This window comes from Aerolutibacter ruishenii (genome assembly GCF_007830115.1).
GTDB classification, from domain to species: domain Bacteria; phylum Pseudomonadota; class Gammaproteobacteria; order Xanthomonadales; family Xanthomonadaceae; genus Aerolutibacter; species Aerolutibacter ruishenii.
The window spans coordinates 48,202-73,684 of the sequence record NZ_VLKP01000010.1; the positions used below are offsets into that span (position 1 = coordinate 48,202).

General features: G+C 68.9%; 23 protein-coding genes and 1 pseudogene. 12 read left to right on the plus strand and 12 right to left on the minus strand.

Annotated elements, in window-relative coordinates:
• Positions 1–30: 30 nt before the first annotated feature.
• Both purF and IP93_RS11910 read left to right on the plus strand, forming a co-directional pair.
• Entirely contained in the window at positions 31–1,500 is a 1,470-nt protein-coding gene (gene purF, locus IP93_RS11905; RefSeq protein WP_144815982.1) for an amidophosphoribosyltransferase, read from the plus strand.
• Positions 1,501–1,695: 195 nt separating this feature from the next.
• Positions 1,696–2,496, plus strand: coding sequence for a ferritin-like domain-containing protein (locus IP93_RS11910; protein ID WP_144815983.1), 801 nt, complete (start codon positions 1,696–1,698; stop codon positions 2,494–2,496).
• Between the two features lie 57 nt (positions 2,497–2,553).
• On the opposite strand, the gene lpxH is transcribed toward IP93_RS11910, so the two are convergent.
• Positions 2,554–3,282 (minus strand): UDP-2,3-diacylglucosamine diphosphatase, encoded by a 729-nt coding sequence (lpxH, locus tag IP93_RS11915; protein ID WP_144815986.1) that lies wholly within the window; start codon positions 3,280–3,282, stop codon positions 2,554–2,556.
• 178 nt (positions 3,283–3,460) lie between these two features.
• On the opposite strand from lpxH, the gene gltX reads away from it, so the two are divergent.
• Both gltX and IP93_RS11925 read left to right on the plus strand, forming a co-directional pair.
• On the plus strand, positions 3,461–4,882 hold the full coding sequence (gene gltX / locus IP93_RS11920) for a glutamate--tRNA ligase (RefSeq protein ID WP_144815988.1): 1,422 nt from the start codon (positions 3,461–3,463) through the stop codon (positions 4,880–4,882).
• Between the two features lie 9 nt (positions 4,883–4,891).
• A complete protein-coding gene (locus tag IP93_RS11925) occupies positions 4,892–5,389 on the plus strand; it encodes a transcriptional repressor (RefSeq protein ID WP_144815990.1) in 498 nt (165 codons plus the stop codon).
• A gap of 54 nt (positions 5,390–5,443) precedes the next feature.
• On the opposite strand, the gene IP93_RS11930 is transcribed toward IP93_RS11925, so the two are convergent.
• Positions 5,444–5,995 (minus strand): DUF1003 domain-containing protein, encoded by a 552-nt coding sequence (locus tag IP93_RS11930; protein ID WP_144815993.1) that lies wholly within the window; start codon positions 5,993–5,995, stop codon positions 5,444–5,446.
• A gap of 172 nt (positions 5,996–6,167) precedes the next feature.
• Entirely contained in the window at positions 6,168–8,360 is a 2,193-nt protein-coding gene (locus IP93_RS11935; RefSeq protein WP_144815996.1) for a TonB-dependent receptor, read from the minus strand.
• An 83-nt stretch (positions 8,361–8,443) separates the two neighbouring features.
• On the opposite strand from IP93_RS11935, the gene IP93_RS11940 reads away from it, so the two are divergent.
• A complete protein-coding gene (locus IP93_RS11940) occupies positions 8,444–8,854 on the plus strand; it encodes a MerC domain-containing protein (RefSeq protein ID WP_144815999.1) in 411 nt (136 codons plus the stop codon).
• Between the two features lie 140 nt (positions 8,855–8,994).
• Positions 8,995–9,180, plus strand: a complete 186-nt coding sequence (locus tag IP93_RS11945) for a 30S ribosomal protein THX (RefSeq protein ID WP_144816001.1) — start codon at positions 8,995–8,997, stop codon at positions 9,178–9,180.
• A 75-nt stretch (positions 9,181–9,255) separates the two neighbouring features.
• Here the strand turns inward: IP93_RS11945 and IP93_RS11950 are convergent, their stop codons facing one another.
• From IP93_RS11950 to IP93_RS11965, 4 genes are all read right to left on the minus strand, one after another.
• Complete coding sequence (locus IP93_RS11950; RefSeq protein WP_144816003.1) at positions 9,256–10,473, minus strand: dipeptidase; 1,218 nt, start codon at positions 10,471–10,473, stop codon at positions 9,256–9,258.
• A gap of 61 nt (positions 10,474–10,534) precedes the next feature.
• Positions 10,535–11,776, minus strand: coding sequence for an imidazolonepropionase (gene hutI, locus IP93_RS11955; protein ID WP_144816006.1), 1,242 nt, complete (start codon positions 11,774–11,776; stop codon positions 10,535–10,537).
• A gap of 122 nt (positions 11,777–11,898) precedes the next feature.
• Entirely contained in the window at positions 11,899–12,396 is a 498-nt protein-coding gene (locus tag IP93_RS11960) for a methylated-DNA--[protein]-cysteine S-methyltransferase (protein WP_144816010.1), read from the minus strand.
• Positions 12,393–14,003, minus strand: coding sequence for a DNA-3-methyladenine glycosylase 2 family protein (locus IP93_RS11965; RefSeq protein ID WP_199747203.1), 1,611 nt, complete (start codon positions 14,001–14,003; stop codon positions 12,393–12,395). Before IP93_RS11965 ends, IP93_RS11960 begins: the two co-directional genes overlap by 4 nt.
• Positions 14,004–14,147: 144 nt before the next feature.
• On the opposite strand from IP93_RS11965, the gene IP93_RS11970 reads away from it, so the two are divergent.
• On the plus strand, positions 14,148–15,482 hold the full coding sequence (locus IP93_RS11970) for a formimidoylglutamate deiminase (RefSeq protein WP_144816013.1): 1,335 nt from the start codon (positions 14,148–14,150) through the stop codon (positions 15,480–15,482).
• Between the two features lie 31 nt (positions 15,483–15,513).
• On the opposite strand, the gene IP93_RS11975 is transcribed toward IP93_RS11970, so the two are convergent.
• On the minus strand, positions 15,514–16,776 hold the full coding sequence (locus tag IP93_RS11975; protein ID WP_144816014.1) for an alkaline phosphatase family protein: 1,263 nt from the start codon (positions 16,774–16,776) through the stop codon (positions 15,514–15,516).
• A 188-nt stretch (positions 16,777–16,964) separates the two neighbouring features.
• Between IP93_RS11975 and IP93_RS11980 the strand changes: the two genes are divergently transcribed.
• Complete coding sequence (locus tag IP93_RS11980; RefSeq protein ID WP_144816017.1) at positions 16,965–17,267, plus strand: hypothetical protein; 303 nt, start codon at positions 16,965–16,967, stop codon at positions 17,265–17,267.
• A 46-nt stretch (positions 17,268–17,313) separates the two neighbouring features.
• Here the strand turns inward: IP93_RS11980 and IP93_RS11985 are convergent, their stop codons facing one another.
• Positions 17,314–17,898 (minus strand): TetR/AcrR family transcriptional regulator, encoded by a 585-nt coding sequence (locus IP93_RS11985; RefSeq protein ID WP_144816019.1) that lies wholly within the window; start codon positions 17,896–17,898, stop codon positions 17,314–17,316.
• Between the two features lie 309 nt (positions 17,899–18,207).
• On the opposite strand from IP93_RS11985, the gene hutU reads away from it, so the two are divergent.
• A complete protein-coding gene (hutU, locus tag IP93_RS11990; RefSeq protein ID WP_144816021.1) occupies positions 18,208–19,872 on the plus strand; it encodes a urocanate hydratase in 1,665 nt (554 codons plus the stop codon).
• A 175-nt stretch (positions 19,873–20,047) separates the two neighbouring features.
• Here hutU and IP93_RS11995 read toward each other — a convergent pair.
• Positions 20,048–20,578: pseudogene (locus IP93_RS11995) on the minus strand (CBS domain-containing protein); the annotation flags it as partial.
• On the opposite strand from IP93_RS11995, the gene IP93_RS12000 reads away from it, so the two are divergent.
• Complete coding sequence (locus IP93_RS12000) at positions 20,568–21,344, plus strand: TrmH family RNA methyltransferase (RefSeq protein WP_199747205.1); 777 nt, start codon at positions 20,568–20,570, stop codon at positions 21,342–21,344. The pseudogene IP93_RS11995 and the gene IP93_RS12000 overlap by 11 nt on opposite strands.
• A 105-nt stretch (positions 21,345–21,449) precedes the next feature.
• Positions 21,450–23,045, plus strand: coding sequence for a M20/M25/M40 family metallo-hydrolase (locus tag IP93_RS12005; protein ID WP_242006854.1), 1,596 nt, complete (start codon positions 21,450–21,452; stop codon positions 23,043–23,045).
• A gap of 97 nt (positions 23,046–23,142) precedes the next feature.
• Here IP93_RS12005 and IP93_RS12010 read toward each other — a convergent pair whose 3' ends face one another.
• Together IP93_RS12010 and IP93_RS12015 are read right to left on the minus strand one after the other, a co-directional pair.
• Positions 23,143–23,361 carry an RNA-binding S4 domain-containing protein gene (locus tag IP93_RS12010; protein WP_144816029.1) on the minus strand — a complete coding sequence of 73 codons (219 nt, stop codon included), beginning with the start codon at positions 23,359–23,361 and terminating at the stop codon, positions 23,143–23,145.
• 24 nt (positions 23,362–23,385) lie between these two features.
• Positions 23,386–23,670 (minus strand): GIY-YIG nuclease family protein, encoded by a 285-nt coding sequence (locus IP93_RS12015; RefSeq protein WP_144816194.1) that lies wholly within the window; start codon positions 23,668–23,670, stop codon positions 23,386–23,388.
• Between the two features lie 208 nt (positions 23,671–23,878).
• Between IP93_RS12015 and dbpA the strand changes: the two genes are divergently transcribed.
• Complete coding sequence (gene dbpA / locus IP93_RS12020) at positions 23,879–25,312, plus strand: ATP-dependent RNA helicase DbpA (protein WP_144816031.1); 1,434 nt, start codon at positions 23,879–23,881, stop codon at positions 25,310–25,312.
• Positions 25,313–25,483 lie beyond the last annotated feature (171 nt).

The following is a 25,483-nucleotide window of genomic DNA, read 5'->3' on the forward strand; positions in this document are numbered from 1 at the left end:
ACTCATTTCAGTTCATCAGGATCATCTTCCATGTGCGGCATCATCGGTATCGTCGGCCAGAACGACGTCGCGGCCCAGCTTTATGACGGCCTGACGGTGCTGCAGCACCGCGGCCAGGACGCGGCGGGCATCGCCACCGCCGACGGCAAGAAGCTGCGCGTGCACAAGGGCAACGGCCTGGTCAGCGACGTGTTCGACGAGGACGCCATGGGCCTGCTGGAAGGCCACATGGGCATCGGCCACTGCCGCTACCCCACGGCGGGCAGCGAAGGGTCGGACGAGGCGCAGCCGTTCTACGTCAATTCGCCGTTCGGCATCGCGCTGGCGCACAACGGCAACCTGATCAACACCGAGGCGCTGCGCCGCGAGGTCTTCGAGCAGGACCGCCGCAACGTCAACACCGAGTCGGACTCGGAAGTGCTGCTCAACGTCTTCGCCCATGAGCTGGACATGCAGAAGGCGCTGACGCCGGAAGCCGCGTTCAAGGCGATCGAGGGCGTGACGCGTCGCTGCGTGGGTGGCTACGCGGTGGTGCTGACCGTGCTGGGCCTGGGCCTGGTGGCGTTCCGCGACCCCAACGGCATCCGCCCGCTGGTGCTGGGCAAGCGCGTGAGCAACGGCCGCGACGAATACGCGGTGGCGTCGGAGTCGGTGGCGCTGGACCTGATCGGCTTCGAGCGCGTGCGCGACGTGCGCCCGGGCGAGGGCATCGTGATCACCACCGATGGCCAGCTGCACACCCGCCAGTGCGCCGAGCCGGGCAAGTTCGCGCCGTGCATCTTCGAGTACGTGTACTTCGCCCGTCCGGACTCGATGATGGACGACGTGTCGGTGCACAAGGCGCGCATGCGCATGGGCCAGGCGCTGGGCGAGAAGATCCTGCGGCTGATGCCCGACCACGACATCGACACGGTGATCCCGATCCCGGATACCTCGCGCGACGCCGCGCTGGAGATCGCCAACGTGATCGGGGTGAAGTACCGCGAGGGCTTCATCAAGAACCGCTACGTGGGCCGCACCTTCATCATGCCGGGGCAGGGCCAGCGCGCGAAGTCGGTGCGCCGCAAGCTCAACCCGATCCCGCTGGAATTCCGCAACCGCGTGGTGCTGCTGGTGGATGACTCGATCGTGCGCGGCACCACGTCGCAGCAGATCGTGCAGATGGCGCGCGACGCGGGTGCGCGCAAGGTGTACCTGGCCTCGGCCGCGCCGCCGGTGCGCTATCCCAACATCTACGGCATCGACATGCCGTCGGCCGAGGAGCTGGTGGCGCACAACCGCACCGAGGAAGAGGTACAGAAGCTGCTGGGTTGCGACTGGCTGGTCTACCAGGACCTGGACGCACTTGAGGCGTCGGTGTCGGGGCCCAAGCACCGCATCGAGAGCTTCGATTCGTCGTGTTTCAACGGCGAGTATGTGACCGGCATCGAGGACGGGTATTTCGAGCGGATCAAGCAGCAGCGCTCGGATGAGGCCAAGAAGGTGCGGCGCTCGGCTTGATGGGCTGCTGGCGGCGGGTATCGGATTGCGATTCAATTCGCTCCCCGATACTCGCTCGGTTGAATCGCAATCCGATACCCGCATTGGACAGATCGTCGTTGTTCAAGCTGGGCTCTGCTGCGGAGAAATGGCGCTTCGGTCAGACGTTGCCTGCTCGATGTCAGTGTGCTCCCCGGTCTTTCTGGTTTTGTCTGCATGAACTTGTTTGAAGCTGCCCGTGGGTGTCTGGATGCCGCCACTCCCGGGGAGAAGGTGGCCGCCACGTTCGCTGCGGCCGACGCGTTCGAGCGGGGGGATCTGGAAATTCCGGGCGATGCCCCCGCGCCAGAGCCGATCCGCATGCCGGGACGGCCAGAGCGGCCGTTGCTGGTGCATCCGCGCAATCTGCCCAAGCGTGGACTCGGTACGTCTGAGGGGCGGGCGGCGTTCGTGCATGCCATCGCCCACATCGAGTTCAATGCCATCGATCTGGCGTGGGATGCGGTGTACCGCTTCCGCGGCCTTCCGCATGAGTTCCATGCGGATTGGGTTGGCGTGGCGCGCGACGAGGCCCGGCACTTCGAACTGCTGCGCACGAGGCTGCAGCAACTGGGCCACGACTACGGCGACTTCGACGCGCACAACGGCCTGTGGGAAATGGCCGAGAAGACCGCGCACGACGGCCTGGCGCGGATGGCGCTGGTGCCGCGGGTGCTGGAAGCGCGCGGCCTGGACGTGACGCCGGGGATGATCGTCAAGCTGCGGTCGATGGGTGATGAGGCCACGGTCGCCATCCTCGAGGTGATCCTGCGCGAGGAGGTGGCCCACGTGGCCGCGGGTTCGCGCTGGTTCCGCTGGTATTGCGAGCGCGCCGGCGTGGAACCGCGCACCACGTTCCGCGCGCTCCTGGCCGAGTACGCGCGTGCGGTGCTCTACGGGCCGTTCAACGTGGAGGCGCGTGCGGCAGCCGGTTTTGACGAGGACGAGTTGGCGGCGTTGAGCCAGTATGCCAATTGACTGGCTTGCGGTCGGTCGCGGTTTGGAGGGCTGCCAGGGAAGCCGTTGGCAGCCTGCTCAGGCCAGCGTGGCCAGTTGCATGCCCGCTGAGTCCACGCGCAGCACCGAGCCCTGCTCGTACCAGTCGCCCAGCACCACGCGCCTGCAATCCTGCGCGCCCACGCGAAGCGCGTGGACCGCAGGGCGGTGGGTGTGGCCGTGGATCAGCGTATCCACGCCGTAGCGCGCCAGCGTGCCCTCCACCGTGGCCGGTGCCACGTCGGTGATCGTCTCCATCTGCCCATGCATGCCGGCCTGGTGCGCCTTGCTCGCCGCGCGTGCCTGCTGTGCGAAGGCGATACGCGCCGCCAACGGCTGTGACAGGAACTGGCGTTGCCAGCCTGGATTGCGGGTCTGCGCACGGAATGCCTGGTAGGCAGTGTCGTCGGTGCACAGCAGGTCGCCGTGCATCAGCAGGGTCGGTTTGCCATGCAACATCACCACCGCCGGATCAGGCAGCAGTGTCATGCCTGCACGACGTGCATACGCCGCGCCGAGCAGGAAGTCCCGGTTGCCGCGCATGAAGTACACCGGCACGCCCGCATCGCGCATCGCGCGCGTGCCCGCGGCGACCGCGGTGCCCACCTCGGACGGATCGTCATCGCCCACCCACGCCTCGAACAGGTCGCCGAGGATGTACAGCGCATCGGCCCGCATTGCCTCTTCGCGCAGGAAGCGCAGGAACAACTCGGTGACGGCGGGACGCTCGGCGTCCAGATGCAGGTCGGAGATGAACAGGGTGGTCATCGGGCAATTGTAGAAGTTTCGGCTATCCACGTGCCCCTTTGAAGTCCTGGTGACGACCGGAAGCGTCGGGCGGCGCGCGCCGTCATGCGGGAAGCGATCCAGGACACCTGTATGGCCGGGTCAGGACCCCAACCCAACTCCGGGTAAAATGCCCCCTTTCCGCCCGAGCCACCCCCGCATGACCTGCCGCACCCGCTTCGCCCCCAGCCCCACCGGATACCTGCACATCGGCGGCGCCCGCACCGCGCTGTACTGCTGGCTGGAGGCGCGCCGCCGCGGCGGCCAGTTCATCCTGCGCATCGAGGACACCGACCGCGAGCGCAGCACCCAGGAGGCCATCGACGCCATCCTGCTGGCGATGGACTGGCTGGAGCTGGACTACGACGAAGGCCCGATCTACCAGACCCACCGCATCGACCGCTACAAGGAAGTCGCCGAGCAGCTGATCGCGGCCGGCAAGGCCTACTACGCCTACGAGTCCAAGGACGAACTGGACGCGATGCGCGAAGCGGCGATGGCCAAGGGCGAGAAGCCGCGCTACAACGGCGCCTACCGCGAGCAGAACGCGCCCGGCTTCCATGAGGCACGCTGCGACGACCCCAACCGCGTCATCCGCTTCAAGAACCCGCAGGACGGCGTGGTCGCGTGGGAGGACAAGGTGAAGGGCCGCATCGAGATCGCCAACAGCGAGCTCGACGACCTGGTGATCTTCCGCCCGGACGGGTACCCCACGTACAACTTCGCGGTGGTCGTCGATGACCTCGACATGCGGATCACCGACGTGGTGCGGGGCGACGACCACATCAACAACACCCCGCGCCAGATCAACCTGTACCAGGCGCTGGGCGCGCCGGTACCGCACTTCGCGCACCTGCCGATGATCCTCGACCCGGAAGGCGCCAAGCTGTCCAAGCGCACCGGTGCCGCCGACGTCATGCAGTACCGCGACATGGGCTATCTGCCGCACGCGCTGCTGAACTACCTGGTGCGGCTGGGCTGGTCGCACGGCGATCAGGAAGTGTTCTCCATCGCCGAGATGACGCAGCTGTTCGACCTGAAGGACGTCAACTCCAAGGCCTCGCGCCTGGACCCGGCCAAGCTGGGCTGGCTGAACCAGCAGTACCTCAAGGCCGACGCTCCCGAGGCCGTGGCCAAGCACCTGGAGTGGCACCTCAAGGCACAGGGCTACGATCTGGCCAATGGCCCGAAGGCGGCGGACATCGTCATCGCGCTGCGCGACCGCGTGCAGACGCTGAAGGAGATGGCCGAGCGTGCGGCGGTGTGGTTCCAGCCGTTGATCGCCTATGACGATGCAGCCGTCGCCAAACACCTGACCGTCGCCGCGCAGGCGCCCTTGGCTGACGCGCGCGCGCGCCTGGCCGCGTTGCCAACGTGGTCGGCCGAAGCGGTGTCCACCGCGCTGCACGATACCGCCGAAGCCTGCGGCGTGGGCATGGGCAAGGTGGCGCAGCCGATGCGCGTGGCCATCACCGGCACCCAGGTCAGCCCGGACATCTCGCATACGGTGTACCTGGCCGGCCAGGCCGAAGCGGTGAAGCGCATCGATGCCGCGCTTGCAAAGCTGCCGGCAAGCGCCTAAATCAGGGGTATGAGCCACACCCACGTTTGCACCGACCCCAAGCACCACGTCCACGACGGCAATGCCTACGTGGCCGAGGTGGAGCGGGTGTGCGAAGCGCGTGGGTTGCGGCTCACCGCCATCCGCGCGAACGCGCTGCGACTGATCGCCGATGCAGGCCGGCCGATGAAGGCCTACGACCTGCTGGACCGGATGAAGCAGACCCACGATGCCGCCGCGCCGCCGACGGTATACCGTGCGCTGGATTTCCTGCTGGAACACGGCTTCATCCACAAGCTGGCGTCGATCAATGCGTTTGTCGCCTGCCACCACCCCGGCGCGCCGGCGCACGCGGTCCCGTTCCTGATCTGCGACCTGTGCCAGTCGGCCACCGAGTTGGAAGACGAACGCATCGTGCAGACGCTGGATGCGCGTGCGCGCGCACTGGGATTCACGCCGCGCAGCCAGACGCTGGAAGTGCATGGCGTATGCGCGGAGTGTGCTTCCGTGGACAAGTCGATCGGCTGATCGGCCTGCGGGGTGGGGTGGCTCGCCCGGTGCCGGACCATCCCGCCACTTCCGTCAGCGCGCGGTTCGCTCGTGCAGCAACCGCTCGATCATCGCCAGTTGCTGCTGCTGTTGCACCAATAGCGATGCCATTTGTTCATCGCGCATGCGGTCCATTTTCTCATGCAGCGACATGATCTCCAGTTCCGCCTTGAGGTTGACCTCATAGTCGTGCGCGGCGGTGACGCGGTCTTTTTCCGCCTGCCGGTTCTGCGACATCATGATCACCGGCGCTTGCACCGCCGCCAGCATCGACAGGATCAGGTTGAGGAACACGAACGGGTAGGGGTCGAATGGATGGCGCAGCAGCACGATCGTGTTCAGCGCCACCCACGCCACCAGCACCAGCATGAACAGAATGATGAAGCTCCAGGAGCCGCCGAAACGCGCGATGCGGTCGGCCAGCCGCTGGCCGAATGTGAGGCCTTCCTCGTAATCCGCATGTGGGTCGCGCGACAGCGGCTGACGGCGCGACAGGCGTTCCAGCAGGCCGCGTTCCAGTGCAGTGAGTTCCTGGTGCCCGTGTTCCAGCAATGACTGGGCAAGCTGGCGGATCTGTTCGCTCATGGCCAAGCCCTTCCGCAGGTGGTGACCAGTCTAGAACGGCCACGAGGCCGTGTGCATGAACCACGGCCTGGCCCGTCGGATACCCGCCCTCAACCGTCGCGGCGTCATTGGGCGGGCCTTGTCATGCAGCGTGCGGGGGCATGCCACGGCGGCATGCCTTCCGGCCCTTCGGTCAGAAGAACGCGCGAACGCCCACCACGACGCCGCGTCCGGGCAGTGGCGCCAGTTCCTTCAGGAACGAGGTGTGGGATCGGGCTTCCTCGTCCAGCAGGTTGCTGCCATCGACGAACACTTCCAGGCCGTTGCCGCCGGCGGTATCCACGTGCCATGCCACGTGCGCGTCCACCAGCGTGTAGCCATCGGTGGGCCGCTCGTGCGCGGCCACGCGGTCCTGCTCGGCATAGCGCACCGCGCCCAGCGATGCGCGCCATTGGCCCAGCTCCCAGCGCAGTTCGCCGCCGACGCGCGAAGGCGCGATGCGTGGCAGGTTGCCGCCCTGCGGCAGTGCGGCCACCAGTTCCTCGAGTTCCCCTTCGTGCTCCAGCGTGAACGCCACCTCGCGGGTGCCGCTGCCGGCCAGCTTGGCGCGGACCACGTCGCCGAACACGCGCAGGTCCCACTGGCCGCTGGCGTTGTCGGCAAAGGCCCAGCTGGCCTCGGCTTCGGCGCCGTTGAAGCGGGCATCGCCCTGCGTCCACAGGCGCACCGGCACCTCGTGCTCCACCAGGCCCGTGTCGGCCAGGTAGATGTAGTCGTCGAAGCGCACGTGGTACACCGACGCGCTGGCCTTGAACGGGCCGTGGTGCCAATGGACGCCCAGCTCGGCGCGGTTGGCGGTTTCCACGTCCAGCGTCGGGGTGCCCAGTTCCAGGCTGGCGGTGGCCACGTGCAGGCCGTTGGAGTACAGCTCCTCGGCGGACGGGGCGCGTTGTGCGCGGTCCAGGCCGAACATCACGTGCACCGGGTCGGTGGGCTCCCACTTCAGGCCGGCGGAGAAACTGGTGGTGTCGAAGTCGCGGTCGGGGCCGATCGCCACGGCGTCGTCCACGTCCACGCGGCTGCGGTCGTGGCGTGCGCCCAGTTCCAGCTTCAGCGGGCCGACGTCGCGCTGGCCGATCCAGAACAGGCCGGCGTCGCGCGAATTGGAGCCGGGCACGAAGGCCTCGTCGCCCACGGCCACGAATTCGCGCTGCGCCCACTGCAGGCCCAGCGCACCGTTCCAGCCGGCCAGCGGCTGGTGCACCAGTTCCAGGCGCGCCTCGGTGCTGTCGTTGTCGAACACGGTGCCAACCGCATCGCCTTCGTACTCGGTGTGCGTGTACTCGGTGCGGGCCACCTTGGCGCGCAGTGACTGGAACGCGCCCAGGTCATCGAGGCCGGCGCGCAGTTCGGTGCGGCGCTGGTCCATGGCGATGCGCACGTCACTGCCGTGGGCATCGGCCTCTTCCTCGCCCTCGTGGCCTGCTTCTTCCTCGTGGCCTTCCTCTTCGTGGACGTGACCGCCGCCCGGAATGCCATAGCGCGAATTGAACAGGCTGTAGCCCACGCCGATGAAACCGCGCTCGCCCACCCACGACACGCCCAACGCGCCGCTGTCGGTGCGCACGAAGCTGTTGGGCAGCCGGCCTGCTTCGGCCGGATCGGGCGTTTCGCCGTGTTCGGCCATCAGCCACGCGCTCTCGGCCTGGCCGGGGATGTCGATGTCGCCGGTTTCACGATGCAACGCGTCGAAATGGAACACGAGGTTGCCCGAGGCGGAGGTGCCGTCCAGCCGCACCATGCCGGTCTTCTCGTCGTTGACACTGCCCGTGCGCAGCTCGGCGCGGCCCTGCAGCGGCTGTTCGGTGACGGCTTCGGGCACGCGGCCATCGATCACGTTGACCGCACCGCCGATGGCGCCGCTGCCAAACAGTAGTGTGGCGGGGCCCTTCAGCACTTCAATCTGGTCGGCCAGGAACGGTTCGATGCTGACCGCGTGGTCGACGCTGACGGTGGACACGTCGCCGCTGCCCAGGCCGTCGCTCACCACCTGCACGCGCGCGCCATCAAAGCCGCGCACGATGGGGCGGCCGACACCGGGGCCGAAATAGGAGGACTGCACGCCGGGCAGCTTGTTGACGGTTTCGCCGAGGGAGCTGGCCTTGGCCTCGTCCAGCCGCTCGCCGGTGAGCACTTCGACCGGGCGGGTAAGGTCTTCGGCAGTGGCGGCCAACGGGTTGGCCCTCACCACCACCGCGTCCAGGTCGACGGCATCGTGGTCATGCTGGGTCTGCACCTGGGATGGTTCGGCGGCGTGGAGGGTCGACAGGCCCATGGCAAGGGCCATGGCCAAGGGGAGGCGATGCGGCAGGCGGGAGCGCTTCATGCGACTAGGAGGTTCCAGATGACGGTGGCGACGGAATGTTATAGTATTGCAATTACAGATTCACCCACCCGGAAGTCACGGTCATGCCTCCTCATCGCGTCCGTCATCTGATCGACCGCTTTGGTGCCATGGGGTCGCTGGTGTGTGCGGTCCACTGCGCGCTGATCCCGGTGGCCATTGCGCTGCTGCCGGCGCTGGGGCTGGCCAGTCTGAACAACGACGCCTTCGAATTTGCGTTCGTGGCGTTCGCTTCGTTGCTGGGGCTGTTCAGCGTTGTCTGGGGGTATCGCCGACACCACGGCATCCGCGCGCTCCTGTTGTTGGCTCCGGGCCTGGTCGTATTGTGGACGGGGGTGCTGTACGCGCCGCTGCATCACTCGCTGGTGCCGCACGCGGTGGCGATGACCCTGGGCGGCACGCTGGTGGGGTTGGCCCATCTGGTCAACCTGCGGCTGAACCACGTCCATTTCCACAACGCCCAGTGCGCCCACTGAGGCGGCGGGGGGCCGGCTTGTGCTAGGCTTTGCGGCCTCGCGCGCGACAGCCGCGATCCCGATTTGGTGCCTGCGGTGGGGCTTGGCGTCCCGGCGCGGCATCTTTGTTCAACTTTGAGTAACAGTTCAGGAGCACGACCATGGGTAAGGGCGACCGCAAGACCGCCAAGGGCAAGCGCTACAACTCCAGCTACGGCAACGCCCGTGCGGCCAAGGCCGTGACCAAGGCCACCGGCAACGCCGCGTCGCCGGTCGCCAAGAAGGCGACCAAGACCGTGGCCAAGGCCCCGGCCAAGAAGGTCGTGGCCAAGAAGACCGCTGGCTGAGGAATACGCGCCAGGCGCGATTCCAGCGAGAAGCCCCGCTCCGGCGGGGCTTCTTCGTTTGGGCCGGGTCGCGGGTCAGCGCCGTGCCGCCGCCTCCACCTGCGACCACACGCGCAACAGGTTGGCGCCGAGGATCTTGCGGATGTCGTCGTCGCGGTAGCCACGCGCCTGCAGGCCCGCGACCAGGTTGGGATAGTCGGCCACCGAGCGCAGGCCTTCGGGCAGCGCGCCGCCCACGCCGTCGAAGTCCGAGCCGATGCCGATGTGGTCGATGCCGACCAGCTTCACGCCATGGTCGATCTGGTCCAGCACCGCATCGATCGTGGTGGCCGGTACCGGATGTGCCGCCTCCCATTCGCGGTCGAAGTCGCTGACCTTGCGCGTGGGCCGGCCCGCGGCCTCGGCGGCCGCGTTGTCCCGCTGCAAGTCGGCATGCGCGCGGAAGTAGGCCTGGGTGTCGGCGGCGGCCTGGGCGTTGACGAAGCCGGTGCCGAACACCAGCTGGATCACGCCCCCCTTGGCGGCGATCGCCCGCGCCAGTTCGTCGCTGAGGTTGCGCTCGAAGCCGGGGGTGAAGTGGCGCAGCCCGGAATGGCTGGCGATCACCGGGACCTGGCTGAGCGCGAGCACGTCGCGCACGGCCGCGTCCGACAGATGCGAGACATCGACCATGATGCCCAGCCGGTTCATTTCCGCCACCACCTGCTTGCCGAAGGGGCTCAGGCCATTCCACCGCTTCACCAGCGCATAGGACGAGTCGCTGATCCGGTTGTTGTCGCTGTGGGCCAGGGTGATGTAGCGCACGCCGCGCGCGTGGAAGGCGGCAAGTTGCGCGAGGTCGTCGCCGATCGGCGCGCCGTTCTCCATGCCGAAGGCGAGCAGCACGCGTCCGCCCTTGCGCAACTGCTCGACGTCCGCGGGTGAGCGCAGCAGGGCGAACTTGTCGGGATGGCGGCCGGCCAGTGCCTCGATCGCGTCGATCTGGCGATGGGCCACCTGCGGCGCGCTGCCGTCGGCGTCCTGTCCGGGCGAGGTATAGATCGACATGAAGGCGACGTCGAGTCCGCCCGCGCGTGCGCGCGGGTAGTCGAACTCGACCGACGGCGTGGCCTGGCCCAGGTCGGCCCAGCGCTTGACCAGCTCGCCCGGCGCATCGATGTGCGTGTCGACCAGCAGCGCATCATCGGCGAGACGCCGTGCCTTGCCGAGGTCACCGGCCATCGCGGGCAGGGTGGACGCCGCGCACAGTGCCAACAGGCACAGGGTCAGGCGGAGGGCGGTGGCGGATTGCATGGGATTGGACACCTCGCGGGATGGAAGGGCTTGTCTCGTGGGACGGAAGGGCTTGCGCGCGTCAGGCAACACGGCAACCGCCAGCGTACACGCCGCGGGCCAGTCCGCCCCCCAGCCAGTAGCACAACTCGGCGGGATGCCCGACCTGCCATTGCACGAAGTCGGCTGGCGCGCCCACGCGCAGCACGCCGCGGTCCGCCAGCCCCAGCGCGCGTGCCGCGTGCACGGTGGCGCCGCGCAAGGCCTCTTCGGGTGTCAGGCGGAAGTGGGTGCAGGACAGCTGCATGGCCTGGCGCAGCGAAAGCAGCGGGGACGTGCCGGGGTTGCAGTCGGTGGCCACGGCCATTGGCACGCCGTGCGCGCGGAACGCCTCCAATGGCGGCAACCTGGTCTCGCGCAGTACGTGGAAAGCGCCCGGCAGCAACACCGCCACGGTGCCGTGCGCGGCCATCGCCCGCACCGAGTCATCGCTGGTGTGCTCCACGTGGTCGGCCGACAAGCCGTCGAATTCCGCCGCCAGCGCCGCGCCGCCAAGATCGCTCAGCTGGTCGGCATGCAGTTTCACCGGCAGGCCCAGGGCGCGGGCCGCATCGAACATGCGGCGGGTCTGTGCAGGGCTGAAACCGATGCCCTCGCAGAAGGCGTCCACCGCATCGACCAGGCCTTCAGCGTGCAGCCGTGGCAACCACTCGCAGGCGGCATCGATGTAGTCGTCGGCGCGGTCGTTGTACTCCGGCGGCAACGCATGCGCGGCGAGGTAGGTGGTGCGCACGGTCACGCCCAGCACCTCGCCGACCCGGCGCGCCACGCGCAACATCTTGCGTTCGTTGTCGAAGTCCAGGCCGTAGCCGGACTTGATCTCCAGCGTGGTGGCGCCATCGGCCAGCAAGGCGCGGGCGCGCGGCAAGGACTGGCGCAGCAGTTCGTCTTCGCCGGCCTCGCGGATGGCGCGCACGGTGGACAGGATGCCGCCACCGGCGCGGGCAATGGCCTCGTAGCTGGCGCCCTGCAGGCGCATCTCGAATTCGCGTGCGCGGTCGCCGGCGAATACCAGGTGGGTGTGGCAGTCGACCAGGCCGGGGGTGATCCAGCCGGACGCCTCGATCACTTCGCGGGCGAGGCGGCTGGGTGCATCGGGCAATGCATCACGCGGGCCGACGAAGGTGAGCACGCCGTCGCGCCAGCCAAGGGCGCCGTCGGTGATTTCGGCGTAGCCGGTGTCGTCGTCAAGCGTGGCCAGGGCGGCGCCGAGGATCAGTCCATCCCAGGGGCGCGTGGATGCAAGCGTGGCGGTGTCGGTCATCGGCGCATTCTAAGCCTGCCGACATGCCTTTTCGGCCGCATCGAGGGCCATGTCGATCCCGTCGTTTCAGGCGCGCATGGCGGGCAGGTCGGCTCCGCCGTTTCGTCCGCCGTCGAACGGATTCAGGCGGCGAACAGGTCGTCGCGCGGCAACGCGCCTTCCAGCTGGAGCAGGAAACGCTTGGTCGGCAGGCCGCCGCCAAAGCCGGTCAGGCTGCCGTCCGCGCCGATCACGCGGTGGCACGGCAGCACGATCGGCAGCGGATTGCGGCCGTTGGCGGCACCGACGGCGCGCATCGCGGTGGGCTTGCCGACGCGGCCGGCCAGCTGCGCATAGCTGATGGTTTCGCCGAACGGGATCGTCGCCAGCGCATGCCACACCGTGCGCTGGAACTCGGTGCCGCGCGGCGCCAGCGGCAGGTCGAAGGCGTGGCGGGTGCCGGCGAAGTATTCACCCAGCTGGCGCGTGGCTTCGCCCAGCAGCGTGTGGTCGCCGGGTTGCCAGCCGTCACGCCGCACCGGATGCCGCGACTGGTGGAATTCGATGGCGTGCAGGCCCTCGTCGCTGGCCGCCAGCAGCAGCGGGCCGACCGGGCTGTCGATGGTGGTGAAATGGATCATGTGTCTGCTCCGGTTTGCGTGCGACGGGACCGGCGCGCGGATGCGGCGGGGACGCCCGTGGCGGGTGGCGTGGAGGAGGAAGTGGAGGTGGAGTCGCCAGCATGCGCGGCATGGATGCGCGATGCCGCTCGTGTGGGAGCGTCGTTCCGTGTTGCCGCATCGCGCCACAAGTGGATCACCGCGTATGCGCGCCACGGCCGCCAGTGCTCGGCGAGTTGCGCGAGTGACTTGCCGCTGATGGTGTTGCCATCGCCACTGGCCCGCTGGCGCAGCACCAGGTCGTCGGTGGGGAAGGCATCCGGGTGGCCCAGCGCGCGCATCGCGATGTACTGCGCGGTCCATGGGCCGATGCCGGGCAGTGCGGTCCAGCGGGCAACGAAGTCGTCAAGCGTGCGTTCGGCGCGGAAGTCGACCCGGCCATCGAGCAGCGCGCGGGCCACGCCGCGGACTGTGTCGGCGCGGCTGCGGGTCAGGCCGATGCTGGCCAGATCGGCGTCGGCCAGCGCGTCCGGCGTGGGGAACAGATACGCCAGCCCATCGGCCAGCGGTGCAGGCAGCGGTTGGCCGAAGCGCTGCGCCAGGCGGGTGGCCAGCGTACGCGCAGCGGCCACGCTGACCTGCTGGCCCAGGATCGCGCGTACCGCGATCTCGAAGCCGTCCCAGCCGCTGGGCAGGCGCAGGCCAGGGTTGCGTGCGAGCAGCGGCCGCAGGCGCGGGCTGCGGCCCAGGTTTTCCGCAATGGTTTGTGGATCGGCATCGAGATCGAACATGCGACGGATGCGGTTGACCGTATCGAGCAGTGCGCTGGCCGGAATGCCGTGCAGTTCCAGCTTGAGCGCCGGTTCGTCGCCGGGCCATGCGCCCACTCGCAGCCAGCCGGGCCCGGCGCCCGTGGCGACCACGCGCGCATAGGCGTGCGGGTCCATGCGCTCCACGCCAGGCAATGCGCGGCCGCGCAGGAAGTCGAGCATCGCCGCGAAATCGTATGGCGGGCGGTAGCCCAATCGCAGGGTGAGCGATTCTGTTCCGGACGATGCCGGGCGCCTGCGCAGTTCACGTGGCGCCATGCGGTACGCATCGCGGAACGTGGTGTTGAAGCGGCGCAGGCTGCCAAAGCCCGCCGCCATGGCCACGTCGGTGATCGGCAGGTCGGTTTCGGTCAGCAACTGCTTGGCGAACAGCAAGCGGCGGGTGCCATGCACGCCGATGGGCGCCGCGCCCAGGCGCTCCACGAACAGCCGCCGAAGCTGTCGTTCGCCCAGGTTGACGCGTTGGGCCAGCACCGCCAGCGGCTGCTCGGCCAATGCGCCTTCGTCGATCAGTTTGAGCGCGCGGGCGATGACCGCATCACCGCGGCGCCACGCGCCATCGCCGGGCGACAACTCCGGCCGGCAACGCAGGCATGGGCGGTAGCCGGCGGCTTCGGCCGCGGCCGCGCTGGGGTAGTAGGCGACGTTCTCGCGCTTGGGCGGCGGTGCCGGGCACACCGGCCGGCAATAGATGCCGGTGCTGGACACCGCGGTGAAGAACAGCCCGTCGAATCGCGCGTCGCGGCTCAGCCGCGCCTGCTCGCAGACCTGCGGCGTGGGCAGGGCGGAGGGAGGCATGGTCGCGAGCGGCACGGCACTGGACATGTCTGCAGGCTAGCACCGGCCGGGGGTACTGACTCGCCGGATTCGGACATCAATGCCAAACCCGGACGGCGGTGCCGGGGATCGCCAAGCCGCGGCCCAGCGGCGACAATTCGCGCCATGCAGACGATTCCCCAGGCGAAGGTATGGATGGCGGCCGGCTGGAGTGCGCCGCAGGAGATGGCGGTAGGCCCGGCGGGGACACTGCCGCCACTGACGACGGGCGTGCCACGCATCGTGCCGGGCATTGCCAACTTGCACTCGCATGCCTTCCAGCGCGCTATGGCGGGCATGGCCGAACGCCAGACCGACCCGGCCGACTCGTTCTGGACCTGGCGCGAGACGATGTACCGCTTCGCCGCACGATTCACTCCGGAGCGGCTGCATGCAGTGGCTTCGCAACTGTACGCGGAGATGCTGGAAGCCGGCTACACCACCGTCTGCGAGTTCCATTACCTGCACCACGCGCCTGACGGCCGCCCTTACGCTGATCCCGCGACGATGTCGCGTGCGCTGATCGCGGCCGCCCGCGATACCGGCATCCGCCTGACGCTGCTGCCGGTGCTGTACATGACCGGCGGCTTCGATGGCCGCGCATTGTCGGAGCGGCAGCGCCGCTTCGGCCACGGCGTGGACGCCTACCTGCGCCTGCTCGACGCCCTGCGCGCCGATGAAGGCGACGCCCTGCGCGTGGGCTGCGCCCTGCACAGCCTGCGCGCGGTACCGCCCGATGCGATGCGCGCCGTGCTGGATGCGCTGCCGGCCGACAGCCGCATCCACATCCACGTCGCCGAGCAGACCGCCGAGGTGGACGAGTGCGTGGCGGTGCGTGGCGCGCGCCCGGTGCGCTGGCTGCTGGACAACGCCAACGTCGATACGCGCTGGACCCTGGTGCATGCCACCCACCTGGATGCTGGCGAAGTGCGCGATGTCGCGGGCAGTCGCGCCACCGTCGCCATCTGCACCACCACCGAGGGCAACCTCGGCGATGGCCTGTTCCCGCTGCGCGACTACCTCGATGCCGGTGGCCGCTGGGGCGTGGGCTCGGATTCGCACATCTCGGTATCGCCGGTGGAGGAACTGCGCTGGCTGGAGTACGGCCAGCGCCTGGCCACGCGCCGACGCAACATCGCCGTGGGCAGCGCCTCCACCAGCGTGGGCGAGACGTTGTTGCACGGCGTGTTGGCCAGCGCGGGCGATGCCAGCGGGCATGCGGTGGGATGGCTGGATGACCGCCACCATGCCGACTGGCTGGTGCTGGATACCGACGCGCCGGCCTTCGCCGGCGCACGCGACGAGGATGCGGTGGATCGCTGGCTGTTCAGCGGCAATCGCAACCTGGTGCGCGATACCTGGGTGGGCGGCCGCCGGGTGGTGGCCGGTGGTCAGCACGTGCGGCGCGAGGCCATCGAAGCCCGCTACCGCGCGACGATGGCCGAACTGCTGGCCGACTGAGTCGGCCTTCAAGAGCGGGCGACGGCAGCGGTTACGGCGCGACCAGTACGGCGTCAAAGGCGTCCGCGCGGCCGTCATGCGGCGCGGCGGGAATGCCGAGCAGGCGGGTCAGCAGCGGGTAGACGTCGACGTTGTCCACCGGCGGCAGCACCCGGCCGGGCGCGAACGCCGGGCCGCGGGCGATGAACGTGGCGCGCATCGAGGGCAGCGCGGGATCAAAGCCGTGCGCGCCACCCAGACCCATCTGCCGGCGCTTCTCCGCATAGGCACGCGGCCGGGCCGACCAGCCTTCGTCCATCTGGCAGACGATCGAGGGCACGCGCGCATGGCGTCCGTAGTGCCACTGTGCCGGCAGCGCCTGCTTGCGCCAGCACTGGTAATGCGCGTGCCGACCCAGCAGTCGCGCTTCCGCGGCGGCCTGACGCCCCGGCAGCGGTTCAAAGCCCAGCGATTCGCCGGATGCGACCAGCCGCGCGTCGTCGGGCCCCACCATGGACTCGGCATCGAGCACCTGGTTGGCGGGCACCGGCGCCATGCCGTGGTCGGAGACCACCACCACGTTGATGCGATCGAGCAGGCCGCGTTCGGCCAGGCCGTCGTGCAGCTTTCCCAGGGCGGCGTCGATGTCGCGCAACGCCTGGTGGGCTTCCGGCGAGTCGGGGCCATGTTCGTGCCCCGCCTTGTCCAACCGGTCGAAATACAGGGTGCTCAGCCGGGGGCGCGTGGCTTCGGGCTCGGACAGCCAGCCCAGCACGGTATCGACGCGTGCCTCGTTGCCCACCGCCCCGTCGTACGGTTGCCAGCGCTGCGGACGAACCCCCTGGATCTCCGCCTCGCTGCCGGGCCAGAACATCGTCGCGGTGCGCAGTCCGGCCTTCTCGGCGCCCACCCAGACCGGCTCGCCTTGCCACCAGGCGCCGTTACCCACGGCCTCCCGCTTCGACAGCGCGAAGCCACCCAGCGATTCGTCCCACATGGTGTTGTGGACGATGCCGTGGCGGTCCGGGCGCAACCCGGTGACCAGCGTGTAGTGGTTGGGGAATGTCAGCGACGGGTAGGACGACGTCATCCACTGCGCGCGCACGCCTTCGTTGGCCCACCGGCGCAACTGCGGTGCGAGGCCCGCATCGAGGTAGTCGGCGCGGAAGCCGTCAATCGACACCAGCAGCACGGGGACCGGAGGGGCCTGGACAGCGGCGGTCGCACTGGCTGAGCGGTGGCCCGAACTGGCACAGGCGGTAACGAAGAAGGCGAGGGTGGCCGCGAGCGCGGCGGAACGAAGGCGACAATGCATGGATGCGATGATAAGCGGCCGAGTGTTGCAGCCGATGTCAGTGAACCGCTGACTTTGGTCGAGGCTTCGGCGATTGCTGACGCGTGCTTGAATGGCCGCGCCGCGGCACATGCGCGCCCCCGGCGTCAGGCGTATACCTGCACTTGAAGACCGGCGGAGGTCGCCGGCCAATCCTTGGAGGTGCCGCCATGAAACGCCTGTTGCTGACCGCCCTGTTGGCCGGTGTGGTGCCGGTCGCTTTCGCCCAGGCGGCTCCCGAGGCGCCTGTGACTGCGCCGGCCGCGTCGCTTGCCGACAGCGCGAAGACGCCGTTGTCCGAGAGTTACTGCCTGCGGGAAACCGGTTCGCGCATCGTCGCCCGGCAGAACGCCAAGGGCCAGAAACGTTGCAATGGGATGCCCGGCCGCGCCTACACCCGCGAGGACCTGGACCGTACCGGTCAGGTCGATATCGCCGATGCGCTGCGCATGCTGGACCCCGCGGTGCACTGACTCCGCGTGTCGCCGGGCCTGTTGCGTTGTGGCAGGCCGGTACCGCTCAGGCTTGCAGGCCGCCCAACAACCGGTGCAATGACGCCTCGTAGAAGGCGCGGAAGCCGGCCTCGTCCAGGCTGAAGCGGCCGGCGCGGTACAGCGCGACCAGCCCGTGGGTGTGCGCCCATAGCGTCATCGCCACGTCCCACGCATCGTCGCGGCGCAGCGCGCCGGCCTGCATCGCTTCCGCGACCGCATCGGCCACCACCGTCAGCGTTGGCGAGCGCCGTTCGCGGAAGTCTTCCGGGAAGCGCCGTGCCTGCCCGCGCTGGATGCCGAAGGCATAGTCGAACAGGTGCGGATGGGCGAGGGCGAAGTCCAGGTAGATGCGCTGCGTGGCCAGCACGCGTTGCAACGGATCGCTGACCTGAGCACGTGCCTGCCAGTGCCGCGTGATTTCCTCGAAGGCGTCATCGCAGATGCGCCACAGCAGCGCGTCGCGGCTGTCGTAATGGCGGTAGATGGCCATCGGCGTGACCCCGGCCTTGGCCGCCACCTTGCGCATGCTCACCGCCTCGGCACCCTCGCGTTCGAACAGGGTGCGGGCGGCGCGCAGCAGGCGGTCGGCGGTGGTGGAAGGCGCAGGCATCGGTCGGGGTTGGTTGGCGAGGCGCGGCTGTGCGTAAGGGCGGGGCGAAGGAGACGCGGACAGGGCTGGGATGGCGGGATGCGTGGGCGGGGCGGGCCTTCGACCTGTGGCCGATGGCTCCGTGGATGCCCACGGTTCTGCAGCGGCCATGGAGCCATTCGATGTGTACAGCGTAAACAATTGGGCGTCAGCGGGTGGAAATACCGCCGGCCGGATACGCAAAACGCCGCCGTGCACCCGTGCGGCGCTGTCGCACCGCCGGTCCGGGGGCAATAATTCATCCATCCCCGCCGCCGCAGGAACTGGCCCATGTCCACCCGTCGTGACCCCTCCCGCACCATCCGCGCCCCGCGTGGCGCCGAGAAATCCTGCAAGTCGTGGCTGAGCGAAGCCGCGTACCGCATGATCCAGAACAACCTCGACCCCGACGTGGCCGAGAATCCCGCCGAACTGGTGGTATACGGCGGCATCGGCCGCGCCGCGCGCGACTGGGAGAGCTACGACGCCATCCTCAAGTCGCTGCGCGAGCTGGAGGACAACGAAACCCTGCTGGTGCAGTCAGGCAAGCCGGTCGGCGTGTTCCCCACCCACCCGGATGCGCCGCGCGTGCTGCTGGCCAATTCCAACCTGGTGCCGCACTGGGCCACCTGGGAGCACTTCAACGAGCTCGATAGGAAGGGCCTGATGATGTACGGCCAGATGACGGCCGGCTCGTGGATCTACATCGGCAGCCAGGGCATCGTGCAGGGCACCTACGAGACCTTCGTGGAGATGGGCCGCCAGCACTACGGCGGCGACCTGACCGGCAAGTGGATCCTGACCGCGGGACTGGGTGGCATGGGCGGTGCGCAGCCGCTGGCCGCGACGATGGCCGGCGCGTGCATGCTGGCCATCGAGTGCCGGCAGAGCAGCATCGACATGCGCCTGCGCACCCGCTACGTGGACGAGCAGGCCAGCGACCTGGACGACGCGCTGGCGCGCATCGAAAAATACACCGCTGCGGGCGAGGCCAGGTCGATCGCACTGCTGGGCAACGCCGCCGAGATCCTGCCGGAGCTGGTGCGCCGAGGCGTGCGCCCGGACGCGGTCACCGACCAGACCAGCGCGCATGACCCGTTGCACGGCTACCTGCCGGCCGGCTGGACGCTGGAGCAGTGGCTGGACAAGCAGAAGACCGAACCGCAGGAAGTGGTCGAGGCGGCCAAGCACGCCATGCGCGTGCACGTGGAGGCGATGCTTCGCTTCGAGGACATGGGCGTGCCCACCTTCGACTACGGCAACAACATCCGCCAGATGGCCTTCGACATGGGCTGCAAGGATGCGTTCGACTTCCCGGGTTTCGTGCCGGCGTACGTGCGCCCGCTGTTCTGCCGCGGCGTGGGCCCGTTCCGCTGGGTGGCGCTGAGCGGCGACCCGGAGGACATCGCCAGGACCGATGCCAAGGTGAAGGAGTTGATCCCCAACGATCCGCACCTGCACAAGTGGCTGGACATGGCGCGCGAGCGCATCAGCTTCCAGGGCCTGCCGGCGCGCATATGCTGGGTGGGACTGGGCGACCGCCACCGCCTGGGCCTGGCGTTCAACGAGATGGTGCGCAATGGTGAGTTGAAGGCGCCGGTGGTGATCGGTCGTGACCATCTGGACAGCGGTTCGGTGGCCTCGCCCAATCGCGAGACCGAGGCGATGATGGACGGCTCCGATGCCGTGTCCGACTGGCCGCTGCTCAACGCGATGCTCAACGTGGCCGGCGGCGCGACGTGGGTGTCGCTGCACCACGGCGGTGGCGTGGGCATGGGCTACAGCCAGCACAGCGGCGTGGTGATCGTCTGCGACGGTTCGCAAGAAGCCGACAAGCGACTCGCCCGCGTGCTGTGGAACGACCCGGGCACCGGCGTGATGCGCCATGCTGACGCGGGTTACGAGATCGCCAAGCAGTGCGCGAAGGAGCAGGGGCTGAAATTGCCGATGCTCTGAATCCTGCGGAATGCACGATGAAAACGGCCCGGGATATCCGGGCCATTTTCGTTCAAAGGGCCTGCCGCGCTCGAAAGCACGAGCGAAAGCGTCCGGCGGCTCAGTGCTTGGGCTCGGAGACTTCCTTCACCACTTCCATGGTGGCCTGGTCCTTGCCATGCAGTGCCAGGTCCGCAATCGACACCATGCCAGTGAGGCGGCCCTTCATGTCCACCACGGGCACGCGGCGGATCCTGGATGCCTCCATCAGGCAGACGGCATCCTTCAACGGGCTGTCCGAACGCACGGTCTGTGCCGGACTGCTCATCGCGTCGGCCGCGCAGCCGTGCAGCGTGTCGCGGCCGGACGCGACCATTCGCACGGTGATGTCGCGATCAGTGACCACGCCGACGGGTGCACCGGATTTGTCGACTACCGGGATCTGCCCGCAGTCGTGCTTGACCATCATCTGCGCCACGTCGCGCAACGGGGTCTGCGGCGTGCAGCAGGCGGGATTGGCGGTCATGACCGATTGGACGTTCATCGGCAACTCCTTGGGGAAGGGAAGGTGGAGACAGACTCGCGCGGCGCGGGTTGACGACGCGTGAAGCGAAGATGTCCGTGCAGCCTGCGCATTCAGCTTGCCGCCATCGTGGCTGGCGATGCCGCCGCCGCGCGGCGACAATCGCGTATTCCCATTCATCAGGCCGGCGCCCTTGGACATCATCCGCTCCCGACAGAACCCGGTGGTCAAGCACCTGATCAAACTGGCGGAACAGCGCCGCGAGCGACACACGTCGCAGCAGACGTTGCTGGTCGGCACGCACCTGGCGGCGGCAGCGCGCGACGCGGGCTGGCCGCTGCAGCGCCTGTTCGTGCGCGAGGGCAGCGAGCAGCGCGCCGAGATTGCCCGGTTGCTGGCCGCGCAGTTCGCACCGGCCACGGTGTTGGCGGTCGAATTGTTCGATGCCATCGAGCAGTTGCCCAGCACCACCGGCCTGCTGGCGCTGACCGGCATCCCCGAGCCGCCCGCATTGCGCACCGACGGCTGTTGCCTGTTGCTGGACGGCGTGCAGGACCCGGGCAACATTGGGTCCATCCTGCGCACCGCAGCCGCCGCACGCGTGGACCAGGTGTGGCTGGCGCTGGGTGCCGCCGATGCCTGGTCGCCCAAGGTGCTGCGGGCGGCGATGGGCGCGCATTTCGTGGTACCGGTGATCGAGCGCGTGGACCCGCAGCCGGCGCTGGCGGCCTTCATCGGCCGTGTGGCCATCACCACGCTGGCGCAGGCGAGCGACCTTTACGAAACCGACCTGCGCGGTGACCTGGTACTGGCCATGGGCAGCGAAGGCGCGGGTGTGTCCGATGCGGTGTTCCAGCGCGCCGACGTGCGGCTGCGCATCCCCATGCATCCGGGCGTGGAGTCGCTGAATGTGGGTGCCGCGACGGCGGTGTGCCTGTATGAACGGGTGCGCCAATTGCGACCTGGTTGAACGGGAACCGCCCCGCCTGCCAGCACGGCCCCAACCATCGACACACGTGCCCCCGGCGGTCCTGCCCCTAGAATCGGGGAGTCAGTCGATCCACAGGGGACCTCCGTGAAGCATTGCCTCATCGCCCTGGCCGCGTGCCTGGGCCTGGTCGGCGCCGCGCGCGCCACCGAAGCCGTCGACCACGCCATGGTCGGCAAGATCCGGCAGGAAGCCTTCCACCGCTCGCAGGTCATGCAGACCCTGTCGCAGCTGACTGAAGACGTCGGCCCGCGCCTGACCAACTCACCGGGCATGGCCAAGGCCAACGCGTGGGCGCGCGAGCGCATGGATGGCTGGGGCTTGTCCAACGTGCACGATGAAGCCTACGGCCCGTTCGGCCGCGGCTGGGAGTTCCGCAACGCCAGCGTCGAAGTGCTGGCCCCGCGCCCGTTCCCGTTGCACGCGCTGCCCAAGGCCTGGACCCCTGGCACCAACGGTCCGGTGGAAGGCGAGGCCGTCGCGGCCACGCTCAAGACCCAGGCCGACCTGGACAAACAGCGCGGCAAGCTGCGCGGCAAGATCGTGTTCCTCGACGCCGCGCGCGAGTACAAGCCCGGCGACAAGCCCGACAGTGACCGTTACGACGATCATGAGTTGGAGGAACTGCGCGCGTTCACGGTGCCCAAGGACCGCGATCCTGCCAAGCGGGCCAAGGACGCCAAGGAGCGCCTCGAGCAGATCGCGCTGACCGAGGCGACCAACAGGTTCCTCGCCGAGGAGGGCGTGCTGGCCACCGTGTCGATCAGCACCTGGGACAACGGCATCATCCGCCTGGGGGGCGGCGGTTCGCGCAAGGCCGGTGAGCCGGCGGGCGTGCCGGCGCTGACCATGATGGCCGAGCACTACAACGCGGTGATGCGTTCGCTGGAGCGCAAGCAGCCCATGCGCCTGCGGGTGAACGTGGATGCGCGCTTCACCGGCGACACCGACGAGATGGGCCACAGCACCTTCGCCGAGATCCCGGGCCAGGGCGCGTTGAAGGACGAGGTGGTGATCATCGGCGCGCACCTGGACTCGTGGCACGCCGGCACCGGCGCGGCCGACAACGCCGCCGGTGTCTCGGTGATGATGGAGGCCATGCGCATCCTCAAGGCCGTCGGCGCCAAACCGCGCCGCACCATCCGCATCGCGCTGTGGGGTGGCGAGGAGCAGGGTCTGCTGGGCTCCAGCGATTACGTCACCCGCCACTACGGCGGCTGGCCGGAGCCTACCGACCCGCAGCAGAAGAAGCTCCCGCTGTCGCTACGCGAACCCACCGGCCCGCTGCAGCGCAAGCCCGCGCACGGCAAGGTCGCCGCGTACTTCAACTACGACAACGGTGGCGGCCGCATCCGCGGCATCTACACCCAGGAGAACACCGCGGTGGCGCCGATCTTTGCCGCGTGGCTGGCGCCGCTCAACGACGTGGGCGCCACCACCGTGACCCACCGCAACACCGGCAGCACCGATCACATCCCGTTCGACCGCATCGGCCTGCCGGGCTTCCAGTTCATCCAGGACCGGCTGGACTACTTCAGCAACGTCCACCACAGCCATCTGGACGTGCTGGACCACGTGGTGCCGGAAGACCTGAAGCAGTCGGCCGCGGTGGTGGCTACGTTCGCGTGGCATGCGGCCATGCGTGACGAGAAGCTGCCGCGCATGCCGGTGCGCGAGCCGTAATCCGCACCCATTTCGTAACAGGGCCGGTGCCGCGGGTGCGGTGCCGGCCGATGGCGGGATCGCAGGGAACCTGCTGCCTCGCGTTCCGCGATGTGAATCAGTCCGCGATGACGTGGATCGCGACGTTGTCCAGCGTCACCACCTGACCCGCATGGATCTTGCAGGTCTTGCGCAGTTCGGTGACGCCATCCACCTGCACCACACCGCTGGCGACGATGGCCTTGCCCGCGCCGCCGCTGTCGCACAGGCCCACCAGCTTGAGCAGCTGGTTGAGTTCGACGAAGTCGCGGTCGAGGGGGAAATCGATCTGCTGCATGGGCGTGGGCCGTGGGAACGGCGCTCAGGTTAGCCCGAAACGCGGCAGGTCCGGCGAAGCAGCACCCTCCGAACACAACGCCCGCTTGCGCGACAGCGGCAGGCGTTTGACCGCGTGCTCGGCGCGGCTGGCGGTGGCCCGATCGGGGTAGGGGAAGGCGGCCAGCACCCGCAGCGGCGGTCGCGAGCGCGTGTAGCGCGCACCCTTGCCGGCCACGTGCTGGGCGAAGCGACGCTCCACGTCCACGGTGATGCCGGTATACAGGCTGCCGTCGCGGCATTCCAGGATGTACAGGTGCCAGTCGGCCATGCGCCAGCGTAGCCGATGTACACGCAGGACCGAGGTCAGCGGCGCCACCGCGATCTTCCGCATCGTGCTCAACGACTGACGCGGCGGTTCGGCGGCGGCGATCCTGGAAGTCGCCGCCGGGCCGGTGGCGGGCGCGCGGCAGCACCGCTACGGTGCCCGCGCGGCATTGGCCGGGCGCACGTGGCGCCAATTGCTGCGAAAATGCCGCATGACCGACCCCACCACGCCCGCCGACGCGTCGGCCGCCCCGTCCAGCGCCGCCGCCACCGACTTCGCCGCCCTCGCGCTCACGCCCGCCCTGCTGCAGGGCGTTGACGCGCTGGGCTACACCGCCATGACCCCGGTGCAGGCCCACAGCCTGCCGGCCATCCTCGCCGGCCGCGACGTGCTGGCGCAGGCGCCCACCGGCAGCGGCAAGACCGCCGCGTTCGGCCTGGGCCTGCTGCACACCATCGACGCCACGAAGATCCAGACCCAGGCGCTGGTGCTGTGCCCCACGCGCGAACTGGCCGACCAGGTCGGCAAACAGCTGCGCAAGCTGGCCGTCGGGATCCCCAACCTGAAGGTGTCGGTGCTGTGCGGCGGCATGCCGCTGGGACCGCAGCTGGCCTCGCTGGAAACCCACGACCCGCAGGTGGTGGTCGGCACCCCCGGCCGTCTGCAGGAGCTGCTGCGCAAGAAGGCGTTGCACCTGCGCGGCGTGCGCACGCTGGTGCTGGACGAAGCCGACCGCATGCTCGACATGGGCTTCGAGGAACCGATCAGGGAAATCGTCGGCAAGTTGCCCAAGGAGCGGCAGGGCCTGCTGTTCTCCGCCACGTTCCCCGAGGAAATCCGCGCCATGGCCACCGCCATGCTGCGCGAGCCGGTGGAAGTGACGGTGGAAGGCGGCGAGCAGCACGCGGCCATCGAGCAGCGCTTCTTCGAGGTGGAGCCGGCGCAGAAGACCCCGCTGCTGGCCGCGCTGCTGCTGGAATACCGCCCCGAGTCGTGCGTGGTGTTCTGCAACATGCGCCGCGATACCGAGGAAGTGGTCGGTTCGCTGAGCCACTACGGCTTCACCGCGCTGGCGCTGCACGGCGACATGGAGCAGCGCGACCGCGACGAGGTGCTGGTGCGCTTCGCCAACCGCAGCTGCAACGTGCTGGTGGCCAGCGACGTGGCCGCACGCGGGCTGGACGTGCACGACCTGGCCGCCGTGGTGAATTACGAACTGCCCACCGACCCGGACGTGTACGTGCACCGCATCGGCCGCACTGGCCGTGCCGGCAAGGCGGGCCTGGCGCTGAGCCTGGTGGCCCCGCGCGAGGTCGGCCGTACTGAGCCCATCCAGGCCCGGCAGGGTGGCAAGCCGCTGCGCTGGGACAAGGCCACGCCGCTGGCCGGCAAGGCCAGGAATGCGCCGGTGGCGGCGATGACCACCTTGCGTATCGACGCGGGCAAGACCGACAAGCTTCGCCCTGGCGATATTGTCGGCGCGCTGACCGGTGACGCCGGGCTGCCGGTGGCCGCGGTGGGCAAGATCGACGTGTTCGCCACGCGCTCGTACGTGGCCATCGCCCGCGGGCAGGCCGACAAGGCCCTGATGCGGCTGCGCGAGGGCAAGATCAAGGGTCGCAAGTTCCGCGTCAGCCGGATGTAGTCAGGTCCGGCCCACGCCCGTGGTGTAAGATGAGGCGTTGGACGCCATACCCCCATGCCTGTGCGGCCGCCCAGCGGCGCGCGCTTCGCTCCCTTTCATGCGTGATCCACCCCGCCAGGGGTGATGCCCGAGGAGCGACACCATGCCATCCGCTATCCAGATACGTGTGTC